Origin of the sequence: Lactococcus sp. FSL W8-0209 (assembly GCF_038006585.1) — a bacterium.
GTDB classification, from domain to species: Bacteria; Bacillota; Bacilli; order Lactobacillales; family Streptococcaceae; genus Lactococcus; species Lactococcus lactis.
The window spans coordinates 357,836-380,588 of record NZ_JBBOVN010000001.1 but is presented as its reverse complement, the minus strand read 5'-3'; the positions used below and the strand labels follow the sequence as shown (position 1 = coordinate 380,588).

General features: G+C 36.4%; 21 protein-coding genes and 1 tRNA gene. 6 read left to right on the top strand and 16 right to left on the bottom strand.

Features of this window, described 5'->3' with window-relative positions:
- Positions 1 to 149: 149 nt before the first annotated feature.
- The 3 genes from MKX45_RS01920 to MKX45_RS01910 all read right to left on the bottom strand — a co-directional run bounded on the left by MKX45_RS01920 (position 150) and on the right by MKX45_RS01910 (position 3,284).
- Positions 150 to 1,313 carry an MFS transporter gene (locus MKX45_RS01920; protein WP_014570341.1) on the bottom strand — a complete coding sequence of 388 codons (1,164 nt, stop codon included), beginning with the start codon at positions 1,311 to 1,313 and terminating at the stop codon, positions 150 to 152.
- A gap of 121 nt (positions 1,314 to 1,434) precedes the next feature.
- Positions 1,435 to 1,755 (bottom strand): SugE family quaternary ammonium compound efflux SMR transporter, encoded by a 321-nt coding sequence (locus tag MKX45_RS01915; RefSeq protein ID WP_021723289.1) that lies wholly within the window; start codon positions 1,753 to 1,755, stop codon positions 1,435 to 1,437.
- Between the two features lie 155 nt (positions 1,756 to 1,910).
- Entirely contained in the window at positions 1,911 to 3,284 is a 1,374-nt protein-coding gene (locus MKX45_RS01910) for a hypothetical protein (RefSeq protein ID WP_340816741.1), read from the bottom strand.
- A gap of 173 nt (positions 3,285 to 3,457) precedes the next feature.
- On the opposite strand from MKX45_RS01910, the gene MKX45_RS01905 reads away from it, so the two are divergent.
- From MKX45_RS01905 to MKX45_RS01895, 3 genes are all read left to right on the top strand, one after another.
- The gene (locus MKX45_RS01905) at positions 3,458 to 4,393 is read left to right on the top strand and encodes an alpha/beta hydrolase (protein ID WP_010905132.1); all 936 of its coding nucleotides are present in this window, start codon (positions 3,458 to 3,460) and stop codon (positions 4,391 to 4,393) included.
- An 84-nt stretch (positions 4,394 to 4,477) separates the two neighbouring features.
- Positions 4,478 to 4,563 (top strand) — tRNA-Leu (locus tag MKX45_RS01900).
- Between the two features lie 218 nt (positions 4,564 to 4,781).
- On the top strand, positions 4,782 to 5,081 hold the full coding sequence (locus MKX45_RS01895; protein ID WP_057719819.1) for a YbaB/EbfC family nucleoid-associated protein: 300 nt from the start codon (positions 4,782 to 4,784) through the stop codon (positions 5,079 to 5,081).
- Positions 5,082 to 5,122: 41 nt separating this feature from the next.
- On the opposite strand, the gene MKX45_RS01890 is transcribed toward MKX45_RS01895, so the two are convergent.
- The 5 genes from MKX45_RS01890 to secA all read right to left on the bottom strand — a co-directional run bounded on the left by MKX45_RS01890 (position 5,123) and on the right by secA (position 11,607).
- Positions 5,123 to 5,431: a hypothetical protein gene (locus tag MKX45_RS01890; protein ID WP_057719820.1), complete on the bottom strand. Its 309-nt coding sequence runs from the start codon at positions 5,429 to 5,431 to the stop codon at positions 5,123 to 5,125.
- 164 nt (positions 5,432 to 5,595) lie between these two features.
- Positions 5,596 to 7,323, bottom strand: coding sequence for a phosphoenolpyruvate--protein phosphotransferase (gene ptsP / locus MKX45_RS01885; protein ID WP_057719821.1), 1,728 nt, complete (start codon positions 7,321 to 7,323; stop codon positions 5,596 to 5,598).
- Between the two features lie 2 nt (positions 7,324 to 7,325).
- On the bottom strand, positions 7,326 to 7,592 hold the full coding sequence (locus MKX45_RS01880) for a phosphocarrier protein HPr (protein ID WP_003132292.1): 267 nt from the start codon (positions 7,590 to 7,592) through the stop codon (positions 7,326 to 7,328).
- A gap of 250 nt (positions 7,593 to 7,842) precedes the next feature.
- Positions 7,843 to 8,880 carry a 3-deoxy-7-phosphoheptulonate synthase gene (locus tag MKX45_RS01875; RefSeq protein WP_003132289.1) on the bottom strand — a complete coding sequence of 346 codons (1,038 nt, stop codon included), beginning with the start codon at positions 8,878 to 8,880 and terminating at the stop codon, positions 7,843 to 7,845.
- Between the two features lie 129 nt (positions 8,881 to 9,009).
- The gene (gene secA / locus MKX45_RS01870) at positions 9,010 to 11,607 is read right to left on the bottom strand and encodes a preprotein translocase subunit SecA (RefSeq protein ID WP_015425646.1); all 2,598 of its coding nucleotides are present in this window, start codon (positions 11,605 to 11,607) and stop codon (positions 9,010 to 9,012) included.
- 172 nt (positions 11,608 to 11,779) lie between these two features.
- Here secA and MKX45_RS01865 point away from each other — a divergent pair, with 172 nt between their 5' ends.
- Together MKX45_RS01865 and MKX45_RS01860 are read left to right on the top strand one after the other, a co-directional pair.
- Positions 11,780 to 12,424: an NAD(P)H-dependent oxidoreductase gene (locus MKX45_RS01865; RefSeq protein ID WP_057719822.1), complete on the top strand. Its 645-nt coding sequence runs from the start codon at positions 11,780 to 11,782 to the stop codon at positions 12,422 to 12,424.
- A 34-nt stretch (positions 12,425 to 12,458) separates the two neighbouring features.
- Positions 12,459 to 12,950, top strand: a complete 492-nt coding sequence (locus tag MKX45_RS01860) for a MarR family transcriptional regulator (RefSeq protein WP_057719937.1) — start codon at positions 12,459 to 12,461, stop codon at positions 12,948 to 12,950.
- A 40-nt stretch (positions 12,951 to 12,990) separates the two neighbouring features.
- On the opposite strand, the gene MKX45_RS01855 is transcribed toward MKX45_RS01860, so the two are convergent.
- The 5 genes from MKX45_RS01855 to dtd form a co-directional block, all read right to left on the bottom strand.
- Positions 12,991 to 13,605, bottom strand: a complete 615-nt coding sequence (locus MKX45_RS01855) for a lysophospholipid acyltransferase family protein (RefSeq protein WP_282575031.1) — start codon at positions 13,603 to 13,605, stop codon at positions 12,991 to 12,993.
- Between the two features lie 175 nt (positions 13,606 to 13,780).
- Complete coding sequence (locus tag MKX45_RS01850) at positions 13,781 to 15,190, bottom strand: APC family permease (RefSeq protein ID WP_057719824.1); 1,410 nt, start codon at positions 15,188 to 15,190, stop codon at positions 13,781 to 13,783.
- Between the two features lie 138 nt (positions 15,191 to 15,328).
- Positions 15,329 to 15,952, bottom strand: coding sequence for an HAD family hydrolase (locus MKX45_RS01845; protein ID WP_057719825.1), 624 nt, complete (start codon positions 15,950 to 15,952; stop codon positions 15,329 to 15,331).
- A gap of 2 nt (positions 15,953 to 15,954) precedes the next feature.
- The gene (locus MKX45_RS01840) at positions 15,955 to 16,950 is read right to left on the bottom strand and encodes a TMEM175 family protein (protein WP_015425641.1); all 996 of its coding nucleotides are present in this window, start codon (positions 16,948 to 16,950) and stop codon (positions 15,955 to 15,957) included.
- Positions 16,943 to 17,398, bottom strand: a complete 456-nt coding sequence (gene dtd / locus MKX45_RS01835; protein ID WP_033900261.1) for a D-aminoacyl-tRNA deacylase — start codon at positions 17,396 to 17,398, stop codon at positions 16,943 to 16,945. The genes MKX45_RS01840 and dtd overlap by 8 nt, the downstream gene beginning before the upstream one ends.
- A gap of 195 nt (positions 17,399 to 17,593) precedes the next feature.
- Here dtd and MKX45_RS01830 point away from each other — a divergent pair, with 195 nt between their 5' ends.
- On the top strand, positions 17,594 to 18,529 hold the full coding sequence (locus MKX45_RS01830) for a glycosyltransferase family 2 protein (RefSeq protein WP_015425640.1): 936 nt from the start codon (positions 17,594 to 17,596) through the stop codon (positions 18,527 to 18,529).
- 14 nt (positions 18,530 to 18,543) lie between these two features.
- On the opposite strand, the gene MKX45_RS01825 is transcribed toward MKX45_RS01830, so the two are convergent.
- The 3 genes from MKX45_RS01825 to MKX45_RS01815 all read right to left on the bottom strand — a co-directional run bounded on the left by MKX45_RS01825 (position 18,544) and on the right by MKX45_RS01815 (position 22,703).
- A complete protein-coding gene (locus MKX45_RS01825) occupies positions 18,544 to 20,766 on the bottom strand; it encodes a RelA/SpoT family protein (RefSeq protein ID WP_003132277.1) in 2,223 nt (740 codons plus the stop codon).
- A gap of 200 nt (positions 20,767 to 20,966) precedes the next feature.
- Positions 20,967 to 21,923 carry a polysaccharide deacetylase family protein gene (locus MKX45_RS01820; RefSeq protein ID WP_248554328.1) on the bottom strand — a complete coding sequence of 319 codons (957 nt, stop codon included), beginning with the start codon at positions 21,921 to 21,923 and terminating at the stop codon, positions 20,967 to 20,969.
- Positions 21,924 to 21,950: 27 nt separating this feature from the next.
- Positions 21,951 to 22,703, bottom strand: a complete 753-nt coding sequence (locus tag MKX45_RS01815; RefSeq protein WP_057719827.1) for a 16S rRNA (uracil(1498)-N(3))-methyltransferase — start codon at positions 22,701 to 22,703, stop codon at positions 21,951 to 21,953.
- Between the last annotated feature and the right edge of the window lie 50 nt (positions 22,704 to 22,753).

Genomic DNA, 22,753 nt, shown 5'->3' with positions numbered 1-22,753 from the left:
GTTATTTCTAGACAAACCTTAATACTATGTTTTGTAATACTTCATCCACTTTAATATTTACGAAATTTAATACTTTTTTAATTATTATTAATACATAAATACAAAAAACCTACAGATTAGTGTAGGCTTTTTGAATAAAAAAATTATATTTAGATTTTACTGAAATTTTTTCTGTTTAAGAATAGTGATAAAAATCCGGTTCCCAGTAGAATAATCGCAGAGATATAATATGGAAATAAATGGTTAAGGTCAAACATATAACCCGCGGCCATTGGCCCTAAAATATTTCCAAAACTCGTAAAGGCTGAGTTCAAGCCATTGATTGCCCCTTGGCGATTGCCCGCATGCTTTGAAAGATAGGTTGTTACAGCCGGCCTAAATAAATCAAAGGCTAGAAAAACAACAAATGTAGAAAGAGCAACGACTAAATTTGATTTTGTAAAGGCAATAACAGCAATGAAAATTGCACTGGCAAAGAAAGTTAATTGAATCAAGCCAAGTTCACCAATTTTATTGACGATTGCATCAAATAAGAAAAGTTGGAAAAAGAGGGCTAAAATTCCACTCACTGTAATTACCAAAGCAATTTCACTCATACTAAAACCAAAGTTAATGCTTGCCATGATACTATAAATTGACTCAAAGGCCTGTAAACCAAATGATGAAATCAAAATTATAATAAAGAGTGAACCAAATAATGGATTTTTGAGAATATCAAGAAATGAAACTTTTTCGATTTCTTGATGACTTTCAATTGTGCGCTCTGGTTCTCTTAAAATTGTGATTGTTAAAATAAAACCAAGGAAAGCTAAAATTGCTGCAACATAAAAAGGAACACGTATTCCAAAATGGGCAATAAAACCACCCACTCCAGGACCAATAATAAAGCCACCACTGATTGCTGCTGAAACAAGTCCCATCGCTTTAGGACGTTCAGCAATTGTGGTCATATCAGCCACGTAAGCAGTAACTGAAGGCATGAGCATCGCAGCTGCGACACCCCCTAGCGCTCGCGAAATATAAAAGCCTGTTTTCGCTTGTGCTAAACCAAATAAAAGTTCAGAAAAAGAAAAAATAATCATTCCAATGGCAATGAGTTTTTTGCGCCCAATTTTATCAGATAAAGCACCAGCGACTGGTGAAGCAACCAATTGAGCAATTGCAAAAATAGAAATCATCATTCCCATTGTTGTTCCTGAAAAGTGCATTTGTTCTTTAAGGGTTGGCAAAACAGGAATAACTAAACCTGCACCCAAAAATACTAAAAACAGATTAGAAATTGCTAAATTCATCATGCTTTTTTTGTTTTTCATTTTTTCCTCCTCATTAAAAATAGCAAATAGATTATTCTATTGCTATTTCTTTTATTTTTTACCAATTCTCTTATTATATCATGAAATCTATATACTAAAAAATTAAAAGACTGTATCATCTTTAGTGACCGCTTGTTACTTTTATTCCAATAATACCCACGACTAAACAGGCAATGAAAAGCCAAGTTAATGGTGGGACTTTATCTTTGAATAGAATAAGTCCGATTAAGATTGAGCCAACGGCTCCAATCCCCGTCCAAATTGGATAAGCAATCCCTAAAGGTAATTTTTTTAGAGCTAGTGCAAGAAAACCAAAGCTAGCAATCATTCCGATGATTGTCAGTAGTGTAAACTTCAAATTTGAAAAGCCGTGGCTCAACTTCATTGTTGTTGCCCAAGCCACTTCAAATGTTCCCGCTATAAGTAAATAAATCCAAGTCATTTTTGCCTCCTCAGCTAAAAAAAGAACGACCATCTACATTTCTTCTCAGACCTACTGAAATGTAAACAATCGTTCATACGATTTAACTCCCGGTGGAGTATTTATTCTATTTTCTTCATTCTATCACACTTTTATTAAAAAAGCTAAATTTATTTTTAACGAATAGGTATTCCCGCTGGAATTTGAATTCCTCCTGTGGTTTGTTTAGCTCCTGGGAATGAATCCCAATCGTAACCTGCTGGCAAGCTAGAAGTCCCTTTTACAGTCACACGTGCTTGTGTTGGTATCATTTGACTTCCTGCTATACCATTTGATTGATGAATACTTGAATAATCCTTGGCTAGGATATTCCACCAATTAAGCGCACCATTTCCCGGGCTGTCTATCCAATTTTCATAACCCAAAGGTGCTCCTTCAGTTGTAATGTTAGTAAAGGCCGCGTTAATAGAGTCTCCACCAAAAGCAGTCGCTCCTTGGGCACTGAGCATATAAAGAGCATTGGTTTCTGTCAGACCAGTTCGATCACTATTTAATATCGCATTAGTTGTTGATTTTGTTTCCTTAAAGTTTACTTTTTGACTTCCCATCAACACCCCATTTGCAAAGAAAGCGACAAGTTGACGACTTTGATAGTAAGCTAAGCTGAGATGTACTGTTTTACCAATTGGTGCAGAACCATAAGCGACATACAAAGCATTCCCTCCTTCATGCACTCCTCCGTCTGCAACATTTTCTGATAGATACAGCCCTTTACCAGACCATTGCCCATCATCCAAACCACTTTTAGCATCATACTGAATTCCAAAAGAGACGTTGTCTCCACCCATGTCACCAATCATAAGTTTTCCATGATAACCTCGTCCTGAACCAGTTAGGTCTAAATCAGCATCTACTTTTAAAGTTACTGGTCCTAGTTTATTTACATCTGCTTCTTCCATGATGTTATCACCAAAAACGGTATGAGCAATGCCTGGAATAGTATAGAAGCGAGAAACACCCGGTTTCCAAGATGGTTGTGGTTTGGGAGTTATCCAGGTTTCCGAAGTCCAAGCGACCGCTCCATATTCCCAACCAGATTTAAGAAGACTATTTTGTTCATTTGAATTTTTAGTAAAGTTATGTGAACCAGAGCTTGCATTTGGATTAAAAGCAACGTATACTGGAATATTCCCACCAGAATAGAAGACAGGTTGAGCATTATTATCCCATTTCCAGCCTTTTTTTACGAGTTGAGTAGCTTCATAATTACTTTTAGTATAATAGTGGTCTCCACTACGAGCATTGGGATTGAATACTCGGTAAATTGGAGTTGCAGATTTTTTAGGAGAAACCCAACCCACTCCTTCGTAAGACCAGCCTGATTTACTGACAGAATCACGCTCAAAAGCACTACTGGTATAAAAATGCTCGCCAGTGTTCTTATTGTATAAGCGATAAATTTCAGATTGTGTTGAATCAGCAGAGACTTTAACTCCACCAATCATCAAAATTGTCATAATGGTTAGAAATGACAGCAATACTTTTTTCATACTTTCCTTTTTACTCCTCACTTTTTAAAAACATTGAAATTTCTTTCACAAGAAATTCCTATTTAGTATAGTTTACCACAAAAAAGGGCATCAATCCATACAGCAAGCGGTTTGTATGACATTGCAGACATTATTTTTTGGTATTATTTTGAATTTCATGTATAATAAAATTTATGAAAAAATTTAGAAAAAAACAAATCTGGCGTGTGATAATTGGCCTTTTTGCTCTTCTTTTAGTTATTAATTTAGGAGCAACTTTATATTTTTATCAAATTGCCTGTGTTCGAAATAATCAACAGATTGGCCAGGTCAAAAGTAGCAGTCCTAATTATTCTTTGGTACAAAAATTCGATAAATTATCAAAAAGTACTGAGTCAATTAAAAATGATGGTCTGAAACTTGATGCATGGTATGTTCCAGCTGAGCACAAAACTAATAATACAGTAATCGTGGTACATGGTTTTCGCCAAGATAAGTCGGCTATGCGCCAGTATGGTCAACTTTTTCATGAATTAGGTTATAATGTGCTCATGCCAGATAATCGTGGGGCCGGTCAGTCAGAAGGCAAATTCATCACTTTTGGTTATCATGACAAATTTGATGTCATTGCTTGGGCTAACTATTTAACTGACAAGAATCCTGAGAGTCAAATAAGTCTTTATGGACTGTCCATGGGAGCTTCTACAGTAATGATGGCTTCCAGCGAAAAATCTTTGCCTTCGTCAGTAAAAAATATTATTGAAGATTGTGGATATACCAACGCTTGGGATGAAATTACTTATCAAGCAAAAGAAAGTTATAATATTCCACCTTTCCCACTCGTTTATAGTGTTTCTCTTGAAAGTAAATTGCGACAAGGTTGGTTTTTCCAAGAGGCTAGTGCTACAAAAGCACTGACAAAAGATAAACTTCCTATTCTATTGATTCATGGAAGTAATGATACTTACGTCCCTACTTCGATGGTTTACGAAAATTATAAAGCTGTCAAAAAAGGAACGCCAAAAGAATTATTGGTTATCAAAGGGGCTGCTCACGCCAAATCATTTGAAACAAACCCTGAACTTTATCGTCAAACAATTTCAAAATTTATGAAAGCTTATAATCCATAATTTACTATGAATCTTGTCAGTAAATTACGAGTTAATTCTTGACAGAGAACAATGAAAATGGTATTATATTTAGGTACTGTTTTCGCGGTGGTGGCGGAATTGGCAGACGCGCAGGATTAAGGATCCTGTCGGGAATTTTCTTGGTGCGGGTTCAAGTCCCGCCCACCGCACTAATAAAACTCAGCTAAGGCTGAGTTTTTTTGTCTCATTTTTTACTGACAGAACGCTCCTCAACCCTTTCTACTTCTGTCAGTAAATAAAAAGTGACTTTACATAAGTTTCATTTGTCTCTCCTTTATTTTCCTATTTTTTTATTATCTTTTTTTATGGTAAAATAGAGAAGTGTTGAAAGGCTTTCAACAAAATTTCTAAAAGAGGTAATATTTCCATGATGAATATGCAATCAATGATGAAACAAGCACAAAAACTTCAAAAACAAATGCAAGTTTCACAAGAAGAAATTGCCAATACAACTTTTGTTGGTAAATCTGCTCAAGACCTTGTAACCGTTGAATTTTCCGGTGACCGCACTTTGAAATCTCTCGACATCAAACCTGATGTGATTGACCCTGAAGATCCTGAAACTTTACAAGATATGGTTGCTGACGCTGTTAACGATGCGCTAAGCCAAATCGAAAAAGTTACTGAACAAAAACTTGGAAAATTCACTAAAGGATTACCATTTTAAGCATGTATGAGTTACTGACAGATTTTTTGTCAGTAACTTTTTTACTGCCCAAAAGGCAATGTTAGCAACCAAAAAGTTGTCACTGAAAGTAAAATACAATTCAATATCAGAATAATATATTTTTGTTTAGTCCAATAAATAGAAGTTGAGGTCATCACCCGTTGAATTAGATTAGGCAAGGCCATCAAAATTGGTAGGGCAATAATATTAAAAACTGAACCGCTAGTTTGCTTACTCGTCAAAATAAGCCAGAAATTAATATTAATTTGGCCAGGTAAAATGAATATCAAAACGAGACCGTAACCTCCCTCTCCAACTAACCAGTAATCAAAAAAATTTAGTTTTGTCATTTCTCTCCACTTATCATCATTGTAGCGCTTTAACATTAAAATAACACAAAAAAACTTATCCACGTGGATAAGTTTTTCTGTCAGTAAATTTGTTGTTGATAAATAGATTACAAAAAATCCTGTCAGAACTGACAGGATTCATTTATTCAAATCAATCGAAAAGATTATTTAGTGTATTCTTCAACGAGGGCAATAACTTCTTCCATTGTTGCACATTCGCTCAAAGCTTTGCTAGACAATTCTTCCATTTTCTTAGAATCCAAACGTTTCATAAGTGAACGAGTTTGGAGTACTGATGTTGCTGACATAGAGAATTCGTCAAGCCCCATACCCATAAGCAATGGTACAGCAGTTTGGTCGCCGGCCATTTCACCACACATACCAGCCCATTTACCTTCAGCGTGAGCTGCTTTGATTACATTGTTAATCAAACGAAGGATTGATGGATTGTAAGGTTGGTAAAGGTAAGAAACTTGTTCATTCATACGGTCTGCAGCCATTGTATATTGGATGAGGTCGTTTGTACCAATTGAGAAGAAATCAACTTCCTTAGCAAATTGGTCTGCAAGCATTGCTGCTGCTGGAATTTCAATCATGATACCTACTTCGATACCATCTGCAACTGGAACACCTTCAGCAATCAATTTTGCTTTTTCTTCGTCATAAATCTTCTTAGCTGCACGGAACTCAGTTACGAGAGCAACCATTGGGAACATGATACGAAGTTGTCCGTGTACAGAAGCACGCAAAAGTGCACGCAATTGTGTACGGAACATTCCGTCACCAGCTGTTGAAAGGCTGATACGAAGTGCACGCCATCCGAGGAATGGGTTCATTTCTTTAGGAAGGTCAAAGTAAGGCAATGTTTTGTCACCACCGATGTCCATTGTACGGACAACAACTGGTTTACCGTTCATTCCTTCAAGTACAGCTTTATATGCTTCGTATTGGTCATCTTCTGTAGGGAAATCTTGTGCATCCATGTACAAGAATTCTGTACGATAAAGACCAATTGCTTCAGCACCGTTATCGTTAACACCTTCAACGTCTTTAGGTGTTCCGATATTAGCAGCAAGCTCATAATGACGTCCGTCAGCTGTAACAGTTTCAGCGTCTTTAAGAGCAGCCCATTCTGCTTTTTGAGCAGCATAAGCTTCACCAGCTTTGCGGAATTCGCTTTGTTGTTCAGTAGATGGATCAAGAATTACTTCACCAGTCAATCCTGAAACAGCCAAAAGTTGACCTTCAGAAACAAGTTCAGTAATATTATTTGTTCCAAGAACAGCAGGAATTTCCAAAGTACGAGCCATAATTGCAGAGTGAGAAGTACGTCCACCAATGTTAGTAACAAAGGCTTTAACGAATTTCTTGTCCAATTGGGCTGTATCAGATGGTGTCAAGTCTTCTGCTACGATGATTACTTCTTCATCGATAAGCGCTGGACTTGGCAATTTAACACCAAGAAGGTGAGCCAAAACACGTTTTGTAACGTCTTTAATGTCAGCTGCACGTTCTTGCATATAAGCATTATCAGTCATTCCTTCAAAGATACCGATAAACATATCAGTTACTTCTTTGAGGGCTGATTCAGCGTTAACTTTTTTGTCGTTGATTACTGCTTTAATTTGAGCAGTCATATCTGGGTCAGCGAGGACCATCATATGAGCGTCAAATACAGATGCTGCTTCTTCACCAAGGGTTGTTACTGCTTTGTCCTTAATAAGTTGAAGCTCGCTTTGAGATGTAGCAAGTGCTGCATCAAGGCGAGCTTCTTCATTAGCTGTATCAGCAATTGTCTTTGTTTCGAAAGACAAATCTGGTTGGACAAGCAAGTATGCCTTAGCTACTGCTACACCTGATGATGCGGCGATACCTTTAAGCATAGTTGTCATGATTATTCTGCGAGTCCTTCTTTAGTCATTGTTTCAGCGATTGTTGAGATTGCATCGTCAGCATCTGCACCTTCAGCTGAAATAGTAACGTCAGCGCCTTGACCAACACCGAGTGACATAACACCCATGATTGATTTAAGGTTTACTGATTTACCTTTGTATTCCAAAGTGATTTCTGATGTGAATTTTGAAGCTGTTTGCACAAGCAATGTAGCTGGACGTGCATGGATACCAGTTTCTGCAACGATGTGGAATTCTTTAGATGCCATTTTTATGGTTCTCCTTAGATGTTTTTTCATTTTTATTGACGATATCTAAAATATCTATCACTCTTGAAATTGTACCACAAAACGAAAGGGTTTGCAATATCTGCTGTTAATTTTTCATTATTTTTTTCATGGCTGCTTTTGAATGGTTGCTAGACTTTGATTTCTTTTATCATCAAATAAGTATTTTTTATATTATTTTCCTGAAGAAAATGAGCTGAAAAAAAGCTGTCAGTTCTGACAGCTTTTATTTTTAGTTATTTTTGTTTTCAGCTTCGTAAATTTCTTGAACAAGTGCTTCTGTTTTATCCCAACCTAAACATGGGTCAGTAATTGATTTACCAAATACTTCTGGTTTATCTTGGCGACCATCTTCTAGGTAAGATTCAATCATGAAGCCACGAACATTTTGGCGAATTTTATCATCCCAGTCACGATTAACTAAGGTTTGACGAACAATACGGATTTGTTCCATAAATTTCTTACCAGAGTTATCATGGTTTGTATCAATGACAATAAAAGGATTTTTCAAGCCCATTTTTTCATAAATTTCAATTGTATCAAGCAAGTTATCAGTGTAGTAGTTTGGATGATATTTTCCATTTTCATCTTGTCCACCACGCAAAATCGCATGTGCTAAAGGATTTCCTGATGTTTGAACTTCTGCACGACCAAAGAGGAAATCTTGTGATTGTTGAGCGGCGTAAATTCCATTAAACATCACTTTCAAATTTCCTGATGTTGGATTTTTCAAACCAGTTGGCACATCAATCCCAGATGCAACAAAACGGTGTTGTTGATTTTCAACAGAACGTGCACCAATTGCATGGTAGCTGACCAAATCATCTACCATTGGAAGATTTTCTGGGTAAAGCATTTCATCAGCAGTTGTCAAACCAGTTTCAGTGATGACCTTGTAATGTAAGTCACGAACCATTTTGATTCCATTGATTAAATCGGTATGACCATCAGCATCTGGTTCGTGAATCAATCCTTTATAGCCATCGCCATTTGTACGGGGTTTTGCAGTATAGACACGCATGACCATAAAAATTTTATCTTTAACTGCTTCTTGAAGTTTAGCTAAACGGCGAGCATATTCTAAAACTGCTTCTTCATTGTCTGACGAACATGGCCCAATAATCAAGAGTAAACGGTCATCTTCACCTTTTATAATTGCTTCAAGTTCTTTATCTCGTTGCAATTTTTTTTCTTGTTGCTCACTGTTGAGATGTCCCAACATCTTAATCGCATCAATATTTATCTTAGGACTTATTTCTTTAAAACTCATTCCAATTCCTCGTATTTCGCTTTGTTATTTTATCTATTGTATCAAAAATTTATTTAATTCTATACTTATTTGCGTCCATTAGTGATAAAAAAATTTACTGACAGAGCTGTCAGTAAATTAATTGGCCTTTTAGGCAATATGTGTACGTCCGTGACAATTTTTAAACTTCTTACCAGAACCACAAGGACAAAGGTCGTTACGTCCAACATTTTCAAATGAAATTTCTTCACTGACAGAATGTTCAGTATCAACATTTGTAATATTTTCTTGTGAAGCTGTGGTTGTCATTCTTGGCGCTTCCTGACGGATTGCCGTTTGTGGTTGAATTTGAGCTTTCATCATCAAACGAGTCACTTCAAATTCAATCGCACCAATCATATTATTGTACATTTTATATGATTCTTCTTGATATTCAACAATAGGGTTATTTTGGGCATAACCACGAAGTCCTACTGATTGACGCATTTGGTCAAGCGCATCAATGTGTTCTGACCAGTTATTATCAACAACTCGTAAGATAACTGCACGTTGGAATTCCAACTGACGTTCTGGGTCAGATAATTTTTCCATTTGTGAAGCATAACGAGCTTTGACTTTATCAAAAATCAAATCTTTCATTGCTTGTACTGACAAGCCTGTCAGTTCAGACAATTCAATGCCATCTTCTGGCAACATTGTATTGTGTAATGTTTGCAAGAGATTTTTGACATTTTCTTCATCTTTAAGACTTCCTGCAAGTTCATGACCATCCACTTGACGATCAATTGTTCGCTTGAACATGCCCATCAAAACAGGAGTCATATCTTCTGTAGCCAAGATAACTTCCTGACGTTGCGCATAAATAACTTCACGTTGCTCACGGATGACATCATCATATTGCAAGACTTGTTTACGAGAATCGTAGTTATTTCCTTCGACACGTTTTTGTGAACTTTCAATCTGACGAGTAATCAAGCCAGATTTGATGACAGCATCTTCACCAGAAATACGCATTCTATCTAGGAAAGCTGAAACACGTTCCGAACCAAAACGTTTCATTAATTCATCTTCAAGAGAAAGATAGAATTGTGAAACCCCTGGGTCACCTTGACGTCCAGAACGACCACGTAATTGATTATCAATACGACGAGATTCATGACGCTCAGTACCAATAACAGCAAGACCTCGGAATTCAGGGTCTGCATGATCAATTACACCAGGCCCAAGCTTGATATCAGTCCCACGACCGGCCATGTTGGTCGCAATCGTTACTGCTCCTTGTTGACCCGCATTCATGATGATTTGTGCTTCACGGAAGTGATTTTTCGCATTCAAAACTTCGTGAGGAATTTTTGCTTCAACCAATTTCTTAGAAATCAATTCGGAAGTTTCGACAGCAACAGTACCAATCAATATTGGTTGACCTTCAGCATGACGACGTTTAATATCATCAATAACTGCTTTAAATTTAGCTTCCAAAGTTGGGTAAAGTAAATCTGGATGGTCTAAACGTTGAACAGGACGGTTTGTTGGAATTGGTGTGATTTGAATGTTATAAATCTCACGGAATTCTTCTTCTTCGGTTTTAGCAGTACCTGTCATCCCTGACAGTTTTTTATACATCCGGAAGTAGTTTTGAATCGTAATTGAAGCCATTGTTTTTGATTCGTCTTGAATCGGCACAGCTTCTTTAGCTTCAATTGCTTGATGAAGACCATCAGAATAGCGACGTCCAGGCATCGTACGTCCAGTAAATTGGTCAATAATCAAAACTTCTTGGTTTTCATCAACCATATAGTCGATGTCGTGAAGCATGATAAAGTTGGCACGTAAAGCATTATCTACAAAGTGAGTTAAGGCAACATTTTCCATATCATAAAGATTTTCGATTTGGAAGAATTTTTCGGCCTTATCAATTCCTTCTTCAGTTAAGGAAATTGTTTTTGATTGTAAATCAATCTTGTAATCGTCGCCTTCTTCATATTCAGAAGTAGCAACATTCAAGTTTTGACCTTTTAATGTCTTAGTGAATTGGTCAGCACGATAGTAAAGTGCTGATGAACTTTCAGCTTGTCCAGAAATAATCAAAGGTGTTCTGGCTTCATCGACCAAGATTGAGTCAACTTCATCGACAAGTGCATAGTTCAATGGCTTTTGAACCATATCTTCGGCACGTGTCACCATGTTATCACGAAGATAATCAAAGCCAAGCTCAGCTGATGTTGAATAAGTGATGTCACAGTTGTAAGCTTCACGTTTTTCTTCTGGTGATTTTGAATTCAAGTTCAAACCAACAGTCAATCCAAGCCAGCTGTAAAGTTCACCCATTTCAGTCATATCACGTGTTGCCAAATATTCATTGACAGTAACAACGTGAACGCCTTTACCTGACAAAGCGTTAAGATAAACTGGCATTGTCGCAGTTAAAGTTTTACCTTCACCAGTACGCATTTCGGGAACGTCACCATTATGTAAGACAATCCCACCCATAATTTGAACGTGGAAAGGGTACAACCCAAGCACACGGCGGGCCGCTTCACGACAGACAGCAAATGCTTCATAGAGAAGATCATCAAGACTTTCTCCTTTTGCAATACGTGCTTTTAATTCGGGAGTTTTGGCTTTCAATTGCTCATCAGTCAAATGTTCCATTTCATCAGCGAAACTTTCAACTTGAAGCGCCATTCTATTGAGTTTTTTGAGCTCTTTTTTGTCGTTTTCGACAAGTTTTCTAATAATATTCGGCATAATTTCTCTTTCACAAAATAAGTGGATATTACCATTAATTGTAACACTTTTACATAGCTTTTACAAACTGAAATACCACAAATAATTCGAATTTAATTCGTTTTCATGTTGACAAGCAACAAAATTAAGTTTATAATGTTGCTTATCAACAAAAAGAAAGAAGGATAAAAAAATGACAACTTTACTTATAATTTTAGCTCACCCACATACTGACGACTTTAGCTGGTCTCTTGCTACAGTAGAAGAATTCAAAAAATCTTATCAAGAGTCTCATCCTTTAGATAAAATAATCATCCGTGATTTATTTTCAGAAAAGGTCCCAGCTCTTGATAATGAAACTTTTGCTGCTTGGAAACGTAATAAATATGCTCCTGATACACTGAGTACTGATGATAAAAATTTACTACATCGACACGAAGAATATTTAGAAGAATTTCTATCAGCTGACAAATATGTTTTCGTCAACCCGATGTACAACGGCTTTGTCACTGCTGAATTGAAACAATATATTGATGTTATTGCTGTGCCTAGAAAACTTTTCCGTTATACTGAAAATGGTCCGATTGGCTTACTTGAAGGAAAAAAATCGCTTCACATTCAATCAGCTGGAGGATTTTATCATAATGAACAAGACCCAACACATATGGCTAACGATTTAGGTGCTGCTTATATTGACCAAACAATGAAAATGGTAGGAATTACTGACGAGAACCGTCAACAACTTTTCGTAGAAGGATATGCTCGCTACCCAGAACGTGCGGATGAATTAAAAGAAAAAGCATTTACCAGTGCAGAAAAATTTGGGAAAGACTTCTAATTCCCTTTTATTGTATAATGTAAGCATGGATAAGATGACCTCAGCAGACCTAAACCAACAAATTTCAAAAGAATTGCGTGAGTTACGACATGCAACTGACAATCGTTCTCAGGAAAGAAGCTGGATTTTAGCTCAATTAGATAATGATAAATTAGAAAAAGAAGTTTTGACTTTGTCAGTTGTTGCCCTTCACATTTTGTCAGCTTTGACCAAAGAAGATTTAACCGGTATTGAATTAGCCACAAAATTATCCGTCACTCGCGGCGGAGTGACTCGTGCTGTCCAAAATTTAATCAAATATCAGTTTTTAACTACTTATCAATCTGAAAGTGATAAAAAGAAAATTTTCTATCACCTGACAGTCAAAGGTCGAAAAGTAGCGACCATTCACGATAAAATGCATAAAATCATGGGTATTAAACTTGGACAAATTTTCGATAAATATAATGAACAAGAAAAATCAATTATTTTGAACTTTCTGTCTGATTTCAATCTGACAGAAGCAGGACTTTTTGATTCAGAATAAGTCAAAAAAAAAACCTAGCAAATCAATTTGCTAGGTTTTTTTATTTTGCTTCATAATGAAAATCTGGGTTCAATTCTCTATCAAGCTCTGCAAAAGCAACTTCCATTCGACGGTTAACTTCGGCAATGCCTGCTTCATCCATTTTTTTAATATCTGAAATATCAATTGGATGTCCAATATTTATTGAAACTTTTTGGCGCTTGAAAACACCTTTCATCGTCAAAGGCCCTTGATAGACGGCAGGTACAATTCGGACTTTTGCCATTTTAGCAATGACCGCAACGCCACCTTTCATCTCTGCACTATGACGACTTCCTGATGGAAACATAATCATTGATTTATCTGATTCTTTAAGCATTTTAACCGCATGTTTTAAAGGCTTAGTTCCTGGATTTTCGCGGTCAACTGGAAAGGCACCACACATTTTAATCCACCAACCTCCAAATCCTTTAAACAATTCTTTTTTCGCCATGAAAATAAATTGTTTAGGACGAGTTGCAAAAGCAAACCAAACTGGCTCCCAAGCCATTCGGTGAGGGGCGACTAATATATAATTTTCATCTTTAGGAATTCGGTCAACATTGTAGTATTTACTTTTTCCATTCAAAATCAAAAGTAAAAAAGCGACAAGATTGCGTAAAAAGACATAAAAGATTCGATGTTGTTTTTCATATTCTTTCATTTTTGGATAATTTACTCCTCATATCATAGTTGCTGATAACTTCCCTATTTTAACTTATTTTAGTAATTTTAGCAATTTTTGTCCGCTCCAAAATGATGACAAAAAAATGGTTCCAAAAGATTTTGAGCCCATTTTTTATAATATCTTTTTATTTTTCTTCTGATTTTCTGCTTCGACGATTTCCATAAGCAAAATAAATCAAAATTCCAATAAGGAACCAAATTCCTGAATAAAGTTTTGCTTGCACATCCAATCCCCAAAATACAAATAGTGAACCAATAAAACCAAGAGCTGGTAAAACTGGGTAGAAAGGCATTTTGTAAGTTGCTTCTGGCAAATCTTTTCCTTGACGACGACGAAGTGAATAGATTCCAAGTGTAACAAACATGAAAGCAATCAAAGTTCCTGCTGAAATAAGTTGAGCAAGGAAAGCAAAGGGGAAGAATGCCCCGATGACAATAGCAACAACGGCTAAGGTCCACACACCATTTGCTGGAAGATTTCGAGCATTCATTTTACCCAAACCTTTAGGTAAAAGTCCATCGCGTCCAAAAGCATAAAGCAAACGTGAACCTGCAAGAACCATTCCCAAAAGAGCGATAAACATTCCGGCAAGTGCAATAGCTGTTACAACTTCTGATAAAACAGAATAACCTGATTGTTGAAGAGCCCAACCAACTGGCGCTGCATTTCCTGCATAGGCTGAGTAAGGATGCATCCCTACAAGTACCAAGGTTACTGCTGCAAATAGAACAACAGCAATCAGAAGCGACCCAATAATTCCACGTGGCATTGTTTTTTGGGGGTTTTTAGCTTCCGCTGAATTGGCTGCAATTGAATCAAAACCGATATAGGCCAAGAAAATCATTGACACCCCAGACCAGATTCCCGAGAAGCCACCAAAACCTGTTTTGGGATTGTGTGGTGGAATAAATGGATGGTAATTTGCTGGCTTAATGACCGTAATCCCAACGATAATGAAAGCAATAACAGCTGCTACTTTAAGCACAACAAGAATTTGACTGATTCGTCCAGCATCAGATGCCCCACGAAAGACAATAATTGCCGAGAGTAAAATGACTAAAAGTGAAATAATATCGACAACTCCACCGTCTGTACCAAATGGATTGGCCAATACTTTTGGTAGATGGAAACCGAGTGGCGCTAGCAATTGTTGCAGATTTGCTGAGAAGCCTGAACCAACAAAGGCAACGGCAATAAAATATTCCGCAAGCAAAGCCCAACCAGCAATCCAACCAAAACCTTCGCCAAATAAGACTGAAATCCAAGAATAGGCTGAACCCGCAAATGGCATCACTGTTGACATTTCAGCATAAGCCAAGGCAACAAAACCAGCGACCAATGCAGCAAGCAGGTAAGAAAAAACAACACCTGGGCCTGCAAATTGAGCAGCGACCTGACCTGGTAAAGTAAAAATAGAAGTCGAAATAATTGTTCCAACACCTAGTGCAAGAAAATCACGTGTGGTTAACACCTGATTATAGTGTTTATCTGCATCTCGATAAAGCTCAAAATCAGCTTTTCTCATAAATCCCATAATAAATCCTCATTTTTCTGAATTTGTAACTAAATAATTTCAATAAACTGTATTTTACCGAATTGTCTGACAATTGTCAAGAACTAACTTTATGCAGTATAAAAATATTTTTTCCAAAAAAAATTACTGACAGACTTGTCAGTAAATTATTTCTTGAAAATTGAGTTCTGTCAGTACTTTTGGTGCCTTTAGATGATACGTTTTCAAACCTGCTGCTTGCGCCCCCAAGATATTATCCGCATTGTCATCAACAAATAAAGTTTCATCAGCCTTTAAATTTGACTGACGAAGAACCTCTTGAAAACTTTCAACTGTTGGCTTTCTTAAATGCAAATCATGTGAATAATAGGTTTTTCTAAAATAAGTTGATAGAGGCTGACCCATTTCTTCAATACAACGTTGCTCAAAACACTTAGCGTGAATAGCATTCGTATTTGAAAAAAGATAGAGTGAAAAATCTGCTGACAGCTCTGTCAGTAAATCCATTCGTTCTTTTTGGAAATCTTTTAGAATTAAATTCCAATTTTCTTCAATTATTTCATCTGTCAGTTGGCTATTTGTTGCTTCTCTAAACTTGTCATAAAAAATTTCGGGAGAAATAAGGCCTAATTCTAATTCCTCAAAAAAATCGACTTGCTTTTGCGGATTAAAATAAGCAGAAAAATCTTTTATTCCTAAGTTCTCAAAGGAGTTGACCATTCGTTCAAAACCTAAGTCTAAAATTACACCACCTAAATCAAAAATAATATTTTTTACAGTCATTATTAACCTTCTTTCAAATAAGGAACACCGATAGAACGTGTAGCAGCATAAACTTCTTCCTCCTGATTGCGGTCATTAACCATGCGGAACAAAAAGTTAAAAATAGGAACAATAACAAAGAGCCAATGTCCATAAAATGGAAAAATAATGGCAATAATCATGATGACAACATTCATTAGAATAGTTGAAAATAGCCTGATTAACCAAACACGACGCCAGAATTTAAATGATTTAGGCATTTTATGAAAATGATCTTTAGTAATTGAATAACTTAAAAGCTCCTGCTGAAGTAAAATCACAATCAAAACCAGACCAAAATTCAGGGCACTAAATGATGTTGGAGCAACCATAATCCATTTGGTCAACAGCGGAATTAGTGAAAGCAAACCAATAAAGATAAAATCTTGAACAATGATTTTTTCCGTAATTTCCTCTGTCAGAGCAAAAATCTTGTGACGATTGAACCAAAAATTAGCTGTAACAACAAAACTAACTAAGAAGATTCCAACTGAACTGATGAACTCCCAATAACCTTGATTACCAGAAGGGACAGGAATTTCAAGGAGCATAATTGTAATGATAACCGCAATAATTCCGTCAGCAAATGCTTCAATGTGATGACGGAGCTTTTGTTTTCTAAGCTTTTCATCTTCTAAAGCATGATGAGTCATTGATTCTTGCAATTCTTCACTCGTCATCTTGGCATATTGTGGATGCGTATTGAGAAACTCTTCTTTAAGTTCTTCACGCGCTTGAATCATCTCCGGATTGCTTTGCATTTCCTCAATTTTTCGTTTCTGACGTTCAGTCAGGTTTTGACTTTGTTGTTTTCTTGCCTGTTCCTTTAAATAATCTTCATCAAGGGATTGAATAATATTATTTTGCCAGATTTCACCAATTTGGTCAGGCTTTTCTGAGGCCTGATAAGTTTTTATTTTACTGACAGAGCGAACAGAAACCCGCTTTTTTACGCTACTTTTTTGCAGTCTTTTAGGCATTTTTTCTAGCTTCTTTCGTATCTAAAATAATAGTGACAGGACCATCATTTATCAATTCAACTTGCATATCTGCCCCAAAAACTCCTGCTTTAACCGGCACAATCTGAGCTAAGCTATCATTAAATTTTTCATACATTGCTTTAGCAAAATCAGGTTTTCCTGCTGCAGAAAAGCTCGGACGATTCCCTTTTTTAGTTTCCGCATACAAAGTAAACTGAGAAATTGATAAAATCTCTCCTTGAATATCTTGAACGGAGAGATTCATTTTATCAGCTTCATCTGAAAAAATTCGCATTTGCGCGATTTTACGTACTGCATAATCCAAATCAAAATTGCTGTCAGCATCTTCAACCCCAACCAACAATAAAAAGCCTTGATTAATTTTTTCCTTAATGACTCCATCAATACTGACAGAAGCTGACTTTACACGTTGAATTACTATTTTCATAATCTTTATATTTCACTCCTATGATAATCTCTTTACTGACAGTATAGCACAAAAAGTTCAATTTTAATCAGCTCTCTTTGGGCATTTCTTCATTTTAATAACATCAAAAGGAAGCTTGACATCACAGGACTCTTTAGCTATTATCATAAATAGGTACTAAGATAAGATAAGATAAAAAAACAATAAAGGAAAAAAATGGAAGAATTAGCGATTGTTGTCCCCGTTTATAACGAAGAAGAAACGATTGAGCTCTTTATTAAAGAGGTAAATGACAAAACAGAAAAACTTGAGCTAAAAAAGGTTTTTTACTTTGTAAACGACGGTTCTAGTGACCACACGCTTCCTCTTATAAAAAAATTAGCGAGTCAAGTTGACAATATTAACTACATTAGTTTCTCAAGAAATTTTGGTAAAGAAGCAGCTTTACTTGCTGGCTTAGAAGCTACTACAGAGCCACTTGTTACAGTAATGGATGTTGATTTACAAGATCCACCTGAACTAATTGTTTCTATGTATCAGAAACTTCAAGAAGGCTATGATAGTGTTGGTGCTCGCAGAATTTCACGTTCTGGTGAATCTCCACTGATTTCATTTTTCTCTCGACTTTTTTATAAGATTATTAATAAAGTATCGACTACACCTATTGTAGACGGAGCCAGAGATTTTCGGCTTATGACTCGTCAAGTTGTGGATAGTATTTTGACACTCAGAGAAAATAATCGTTTTTCAAAAGGACTTTTTTCTTGGGTCGGTTATGATGTAACTTATTTAGAATACGAAAATCACGAACGAAGTGCTGGTCAAACTTCTTGGTCTTTTAGTCAACTTCTCCGTTATTCTATTGATGGGATTATAAATTTTTCGGAAATGCCGCTCAATATTGCGACATTTGTTGGTTTTTTTAGTTTTTTAGCCTCACTTTTACTCAGTATTTTTTATCTTCTTAAAACGCTGATTTTTGGTGACCCTGTTCAAGGTTTTCCAACTTTGATTGTTTTGATTTTACTTTTGGGCGGCTTACAACTTCTCTCTCTTGGAATTATTGGTAAATATATCGCTAAAATATTCCTGGAAACAAAAAAACGTCCCAATTATATTATTAAAGAAAGTAATTTAAAAGAGCTTGACTAAGTCAAGCTCTTTTTTTAAGCATTTGTCCGTTTTACAGAATAAACATCTGGGGTCATTTTGATTTTATCAACAATCAAAGTCAAATCTGATAGATTTTTAATGCCTAAAGCGATGTGAATATTCGCCATTTTTTTATCTTTAGTGGGTTGAGCATTAATTGAAATCAAATTTTTAGTAGAATTTGATAAAACTTGCATCACATCATTGAGTAATCCAGGACGATTAAAGCCATAGACATCAATATTAGCGACATATTCTTTCACTAAGTTTTCTGAATCATCCCATTCAACTTCAACAAGTCTTTGTTCAAAGTCTTCCATACTTCGCACATTTTGACAATCAGCTCTATGAACTGAAACACCACGCCCTTTTGTAATATACCCCACAATTGGGTCCCCTGGAACAGGATTACAACATTTGGCGATACGAACTAGTAGGCTATCAATCCCTGAAACACTGACTCCACCATCGTGACGAATCTTCATGATGTTTTTACTTGATTCGCGTTTAACTTCACCCTTCATCAGCTCTTCAGCTTCGGCTTTTTGTTTGGCTCTCTCAACTTCACGACGTTCATTTTCAGTTAAACGATTGGCAATTGTTGTTGCTGAAAGCTCACCAAATCCAATCGCCGCATACAAAGCTTCCGCATTACGGTAGCTAATCTTATTGAAGACTTCATCTAGATGTTTCTTATCTAAATACTGATTTGGTACAAATCCACCTTCTTCCAAAGCTTCTTGTAACATTTCACGGCCTTTATTGACCGACAATTCTTTATCTTGGTTCTTAAAGAATTGTTTGATTTTGTTTCTAGCTTTATTAGTTTTAACTAGATTAATCCAGTCACGGCTTGGTCCAAAAGAGCTTGAGCTGGTAATAATTTCAACCCGATCACCTGTTTTTAGTTGAACAGATAATGGTTTCATTCGTCCATTTACTTTCGCTCCAGTCGCATGGTCACCAACTTTTGTATGGATAGCATAAGCAAAGTCAATAGGACCTGAACCTCTTGGTAATTCTTGGACTTCACCATTTGGAGTGAAGACATAAATCTTATCTGATAAAATATCTTCTTGAACGGCTTTGACAAAATCTTCTGCTGAATCACCAGCTTCTTCACGCAATTCCACAAGTTCATGAATCCAATTCAAGGTTTCAGAAATTTCATGAACATCAACTTTTGCTTTAATTCCTTGTTTGTAAGCCCAGTGAGCGGCAACCCCAAACTCAGCGATTTGGTGCATTTCTCGTGTTCTAATTTGGAATTCCATTGGCCCTTTGGGACCATAAACGGTTGTATGGACAGATTGATAACCATTGGCTTTTGGATTGGCAATATAGTCTTTAAAACGACCTGGCATTGGTTTCCAAAGGTCATGAATATAACCTAAAGTCGTGTAAACGTCACTTGTTGTTTCTGTGATACAACGAATGGCAATCAGGTCATAAATCTCATCAAAACGTTTTTTCTTATCGTGCATTTTACGATAAATAGAATAAATATGTTTTGGACGACCGTAAATTTCTGCGTCAACTCCAGCTTTTTCGACTCGTTCTTGTAATTTACCAATTACTTCAGCAACAAGCGCTTCACGAGCCGTTCTTTTTTCATTCATGAGACCACGAATGCGATAAAATTCTGCTTCTTCAAGATAACGGAATGATAAATCTTCTAATTCCCACTTGATACTGGCAATCCCCAAGCGATGAGCAAGAGGGGCATAAATTTCCATGGTTTCACGTGAAATCCGCTTTTGTTTATCTGGTCTGAGATGTTTAAGCGTGCGCATATTGTGCAAACGGTCAGCCAATTTGACCAAAATAACACGAATGTCTTTGGACATAGCCATAAGCATCTTACGGTGATTTTCAGCCAATTGTTCTTCGTGTGACTTATACTCAACTTTACCTAACTTAGTAACTCCATCAACAATTTCAGCAATTTCGTCGCCAAATAATTCTTGCAAATCACCTTGGGTAAAATTGGTATCTTCAACAACATCATGCAAAAAACCACAGGAAACGGTAACAGCATCCAGTTTTAATTTGGCTAAAATTCCTGCAACTTGGGTAGGGTGGACAAAGTAAGCTTCTCCTGATGCACGATATTGGTCTGCATGGGCAAGTGAAGCACAAGCAAGTGCTTTTTCTACGAGTAAAAGGTCTGTTTCATTCATGTAGTCAGAACAGATATTGACAACTTCTGCTCCGGTTAAGTCTGGTTCTTTAGGCATAACTTTAGATACTAGACCATTTTAAAAATGACTCTAAAATGGTGACCAGTTTTCCTCCTTATTTAGATTAATATATCATCTCATCAAATTTTGTAAGTTAAGGTTTATTTCACTTAATTTAATCTATTCTATCACATTTGTAGGTTAAGCAAAAGGATGACTATTGCAAAACTAAAGATAAAACTCCGATTATTCGGAGTTTATTTATTTTTTTCATTATAATCGGTTGAGGGTTGAATCATTTGTAGCATTTGCTCAGTTGTGGTAGAACTCATCATTCTAAAGCGTGGTAGCGTTAATAGACCATCACTTTCTTTGGCTGCTATTGCGACAGCACCGTTACGGCCCGGGTCAAGCAAACCAAACTTATAACCTAACTCGTTAGCTAAATTCAAGGTATTCTGGTTATAACCCCCTGCTGGATAACAGATGATATCTGTTTTTTGCTCGAGGTTTTTATCTAAATCTGCTTTTGATTGTTCAAGTTCTGTTCGTTGAGCTTCCAAAGTGAGCTTTCCTAAATCAGGATGGCTGACCGTATGACTGCCAAAATCAACAAGTCCACTTGCTTTCATTTCCTTGATTTGTTCCCAGGTCAAAATTCCGCCTTGGCCTTTATTCACATAACCTGTAATAATAAAATTCGTGGCGTGCATATTGTATTTTTTCAATAAAGGGAAAATTTCAGTATACATTGTGACTGAACCATCATCAAAAGTAAGCCAAACCATTTTATCACTTGGTTTTTCTTTGGTCGTTAGAATTTTTTCGGCATCTGAGCCACTAACCGTTGTGTAGCCTTTTTCTTTCAGCGCTTTTAATTCATTTTCAAAGGTTACAATATTGATGTTATTACTATCTTGTGGGAGCTGATCAGCCCTTGAAGTGACATAATGAAACATCAAAATGGGCAGTTGATTTTCATTTGATCCAGCCAGCCATTTTGTTTCTTTTGGTTGAGAAGCACTAGATGAGGCAGTGCTTTTTGCTTTTTCTTGACTTGAAGTTTGACTGATTTTTGGGCTTGTATTTGTTTTAGGACTTAACAAATGAACCCCAGCAAAAGCAATTGCAATTATTCCAATTAAAAGAACGAAAACTGTGAGAACTGAAGCCCAGCGAATTCGTTTTTTGTTACGTTGTGCACGTTTTTTCATAATCGATTTCCTAAAATTTTTCTTTATTTATAATAATTCAAAATAAGCTGAAATACTTGAGAGGGCATATAATGGAGCCGTTTCTGCTCTTAAAATTCGCGGCCCTAAGCCAATCATTTTTGCACCTAAATCGGAAAATTTTGTGATTTCGTCTGGACTAATTCCGCCTTCTGGTCCAAAAATGATAAGCACTTTTTGGTTGGGTGACATTTCTGTCAGTGCTTGTTTGAACATTGTTTTCTCACCCATTTTTGCTGATTCTTCATAAGCGATAAGAACTTGGTCAAAATCAGAAAATTTATCAAGTAAATCAGTAAATTGCTCAAAAAGTTGAAGTTCTGGAATCATTTGTCTGCGTGATTGTTCGGCTGCTCCTAGAGCAACTTTTTCCAATTTTTCTTGTTTTTTTGTCAGTTTTTTCTTGTCCCATTTACTGACAGAAGCTTTAAAAGGTGCTGACCAAATGGCTGTAGCTCCTAATTCTGTTGATTTTTCAACAATAAAATCGAGCTTATCCCCTTTAGGAAATCCTACAGCTACTGTAATTTGAACAGGCAATTCTGAGGACTCTGTCAGTAATTTTATCAGCTTCACTGATTGGTCACTTGGCGAGATGACTTCTGACAGCCCAATTTCACCATCAGTAAAAACAAGACGGATTTGGTCACCACTTTTAGCCCGCATCACAGTGAAAATATGATGAGCTGCTGCTTGATTTTCAATGATAAATTCTTCGCCCAGTTCTGGTGATTTTTTAAATACAAAATATTGGTTGGCCATATTTTTTTCCAATCATTTCTTAGAATAAAGTTTTGAATCTAATCTTTTCT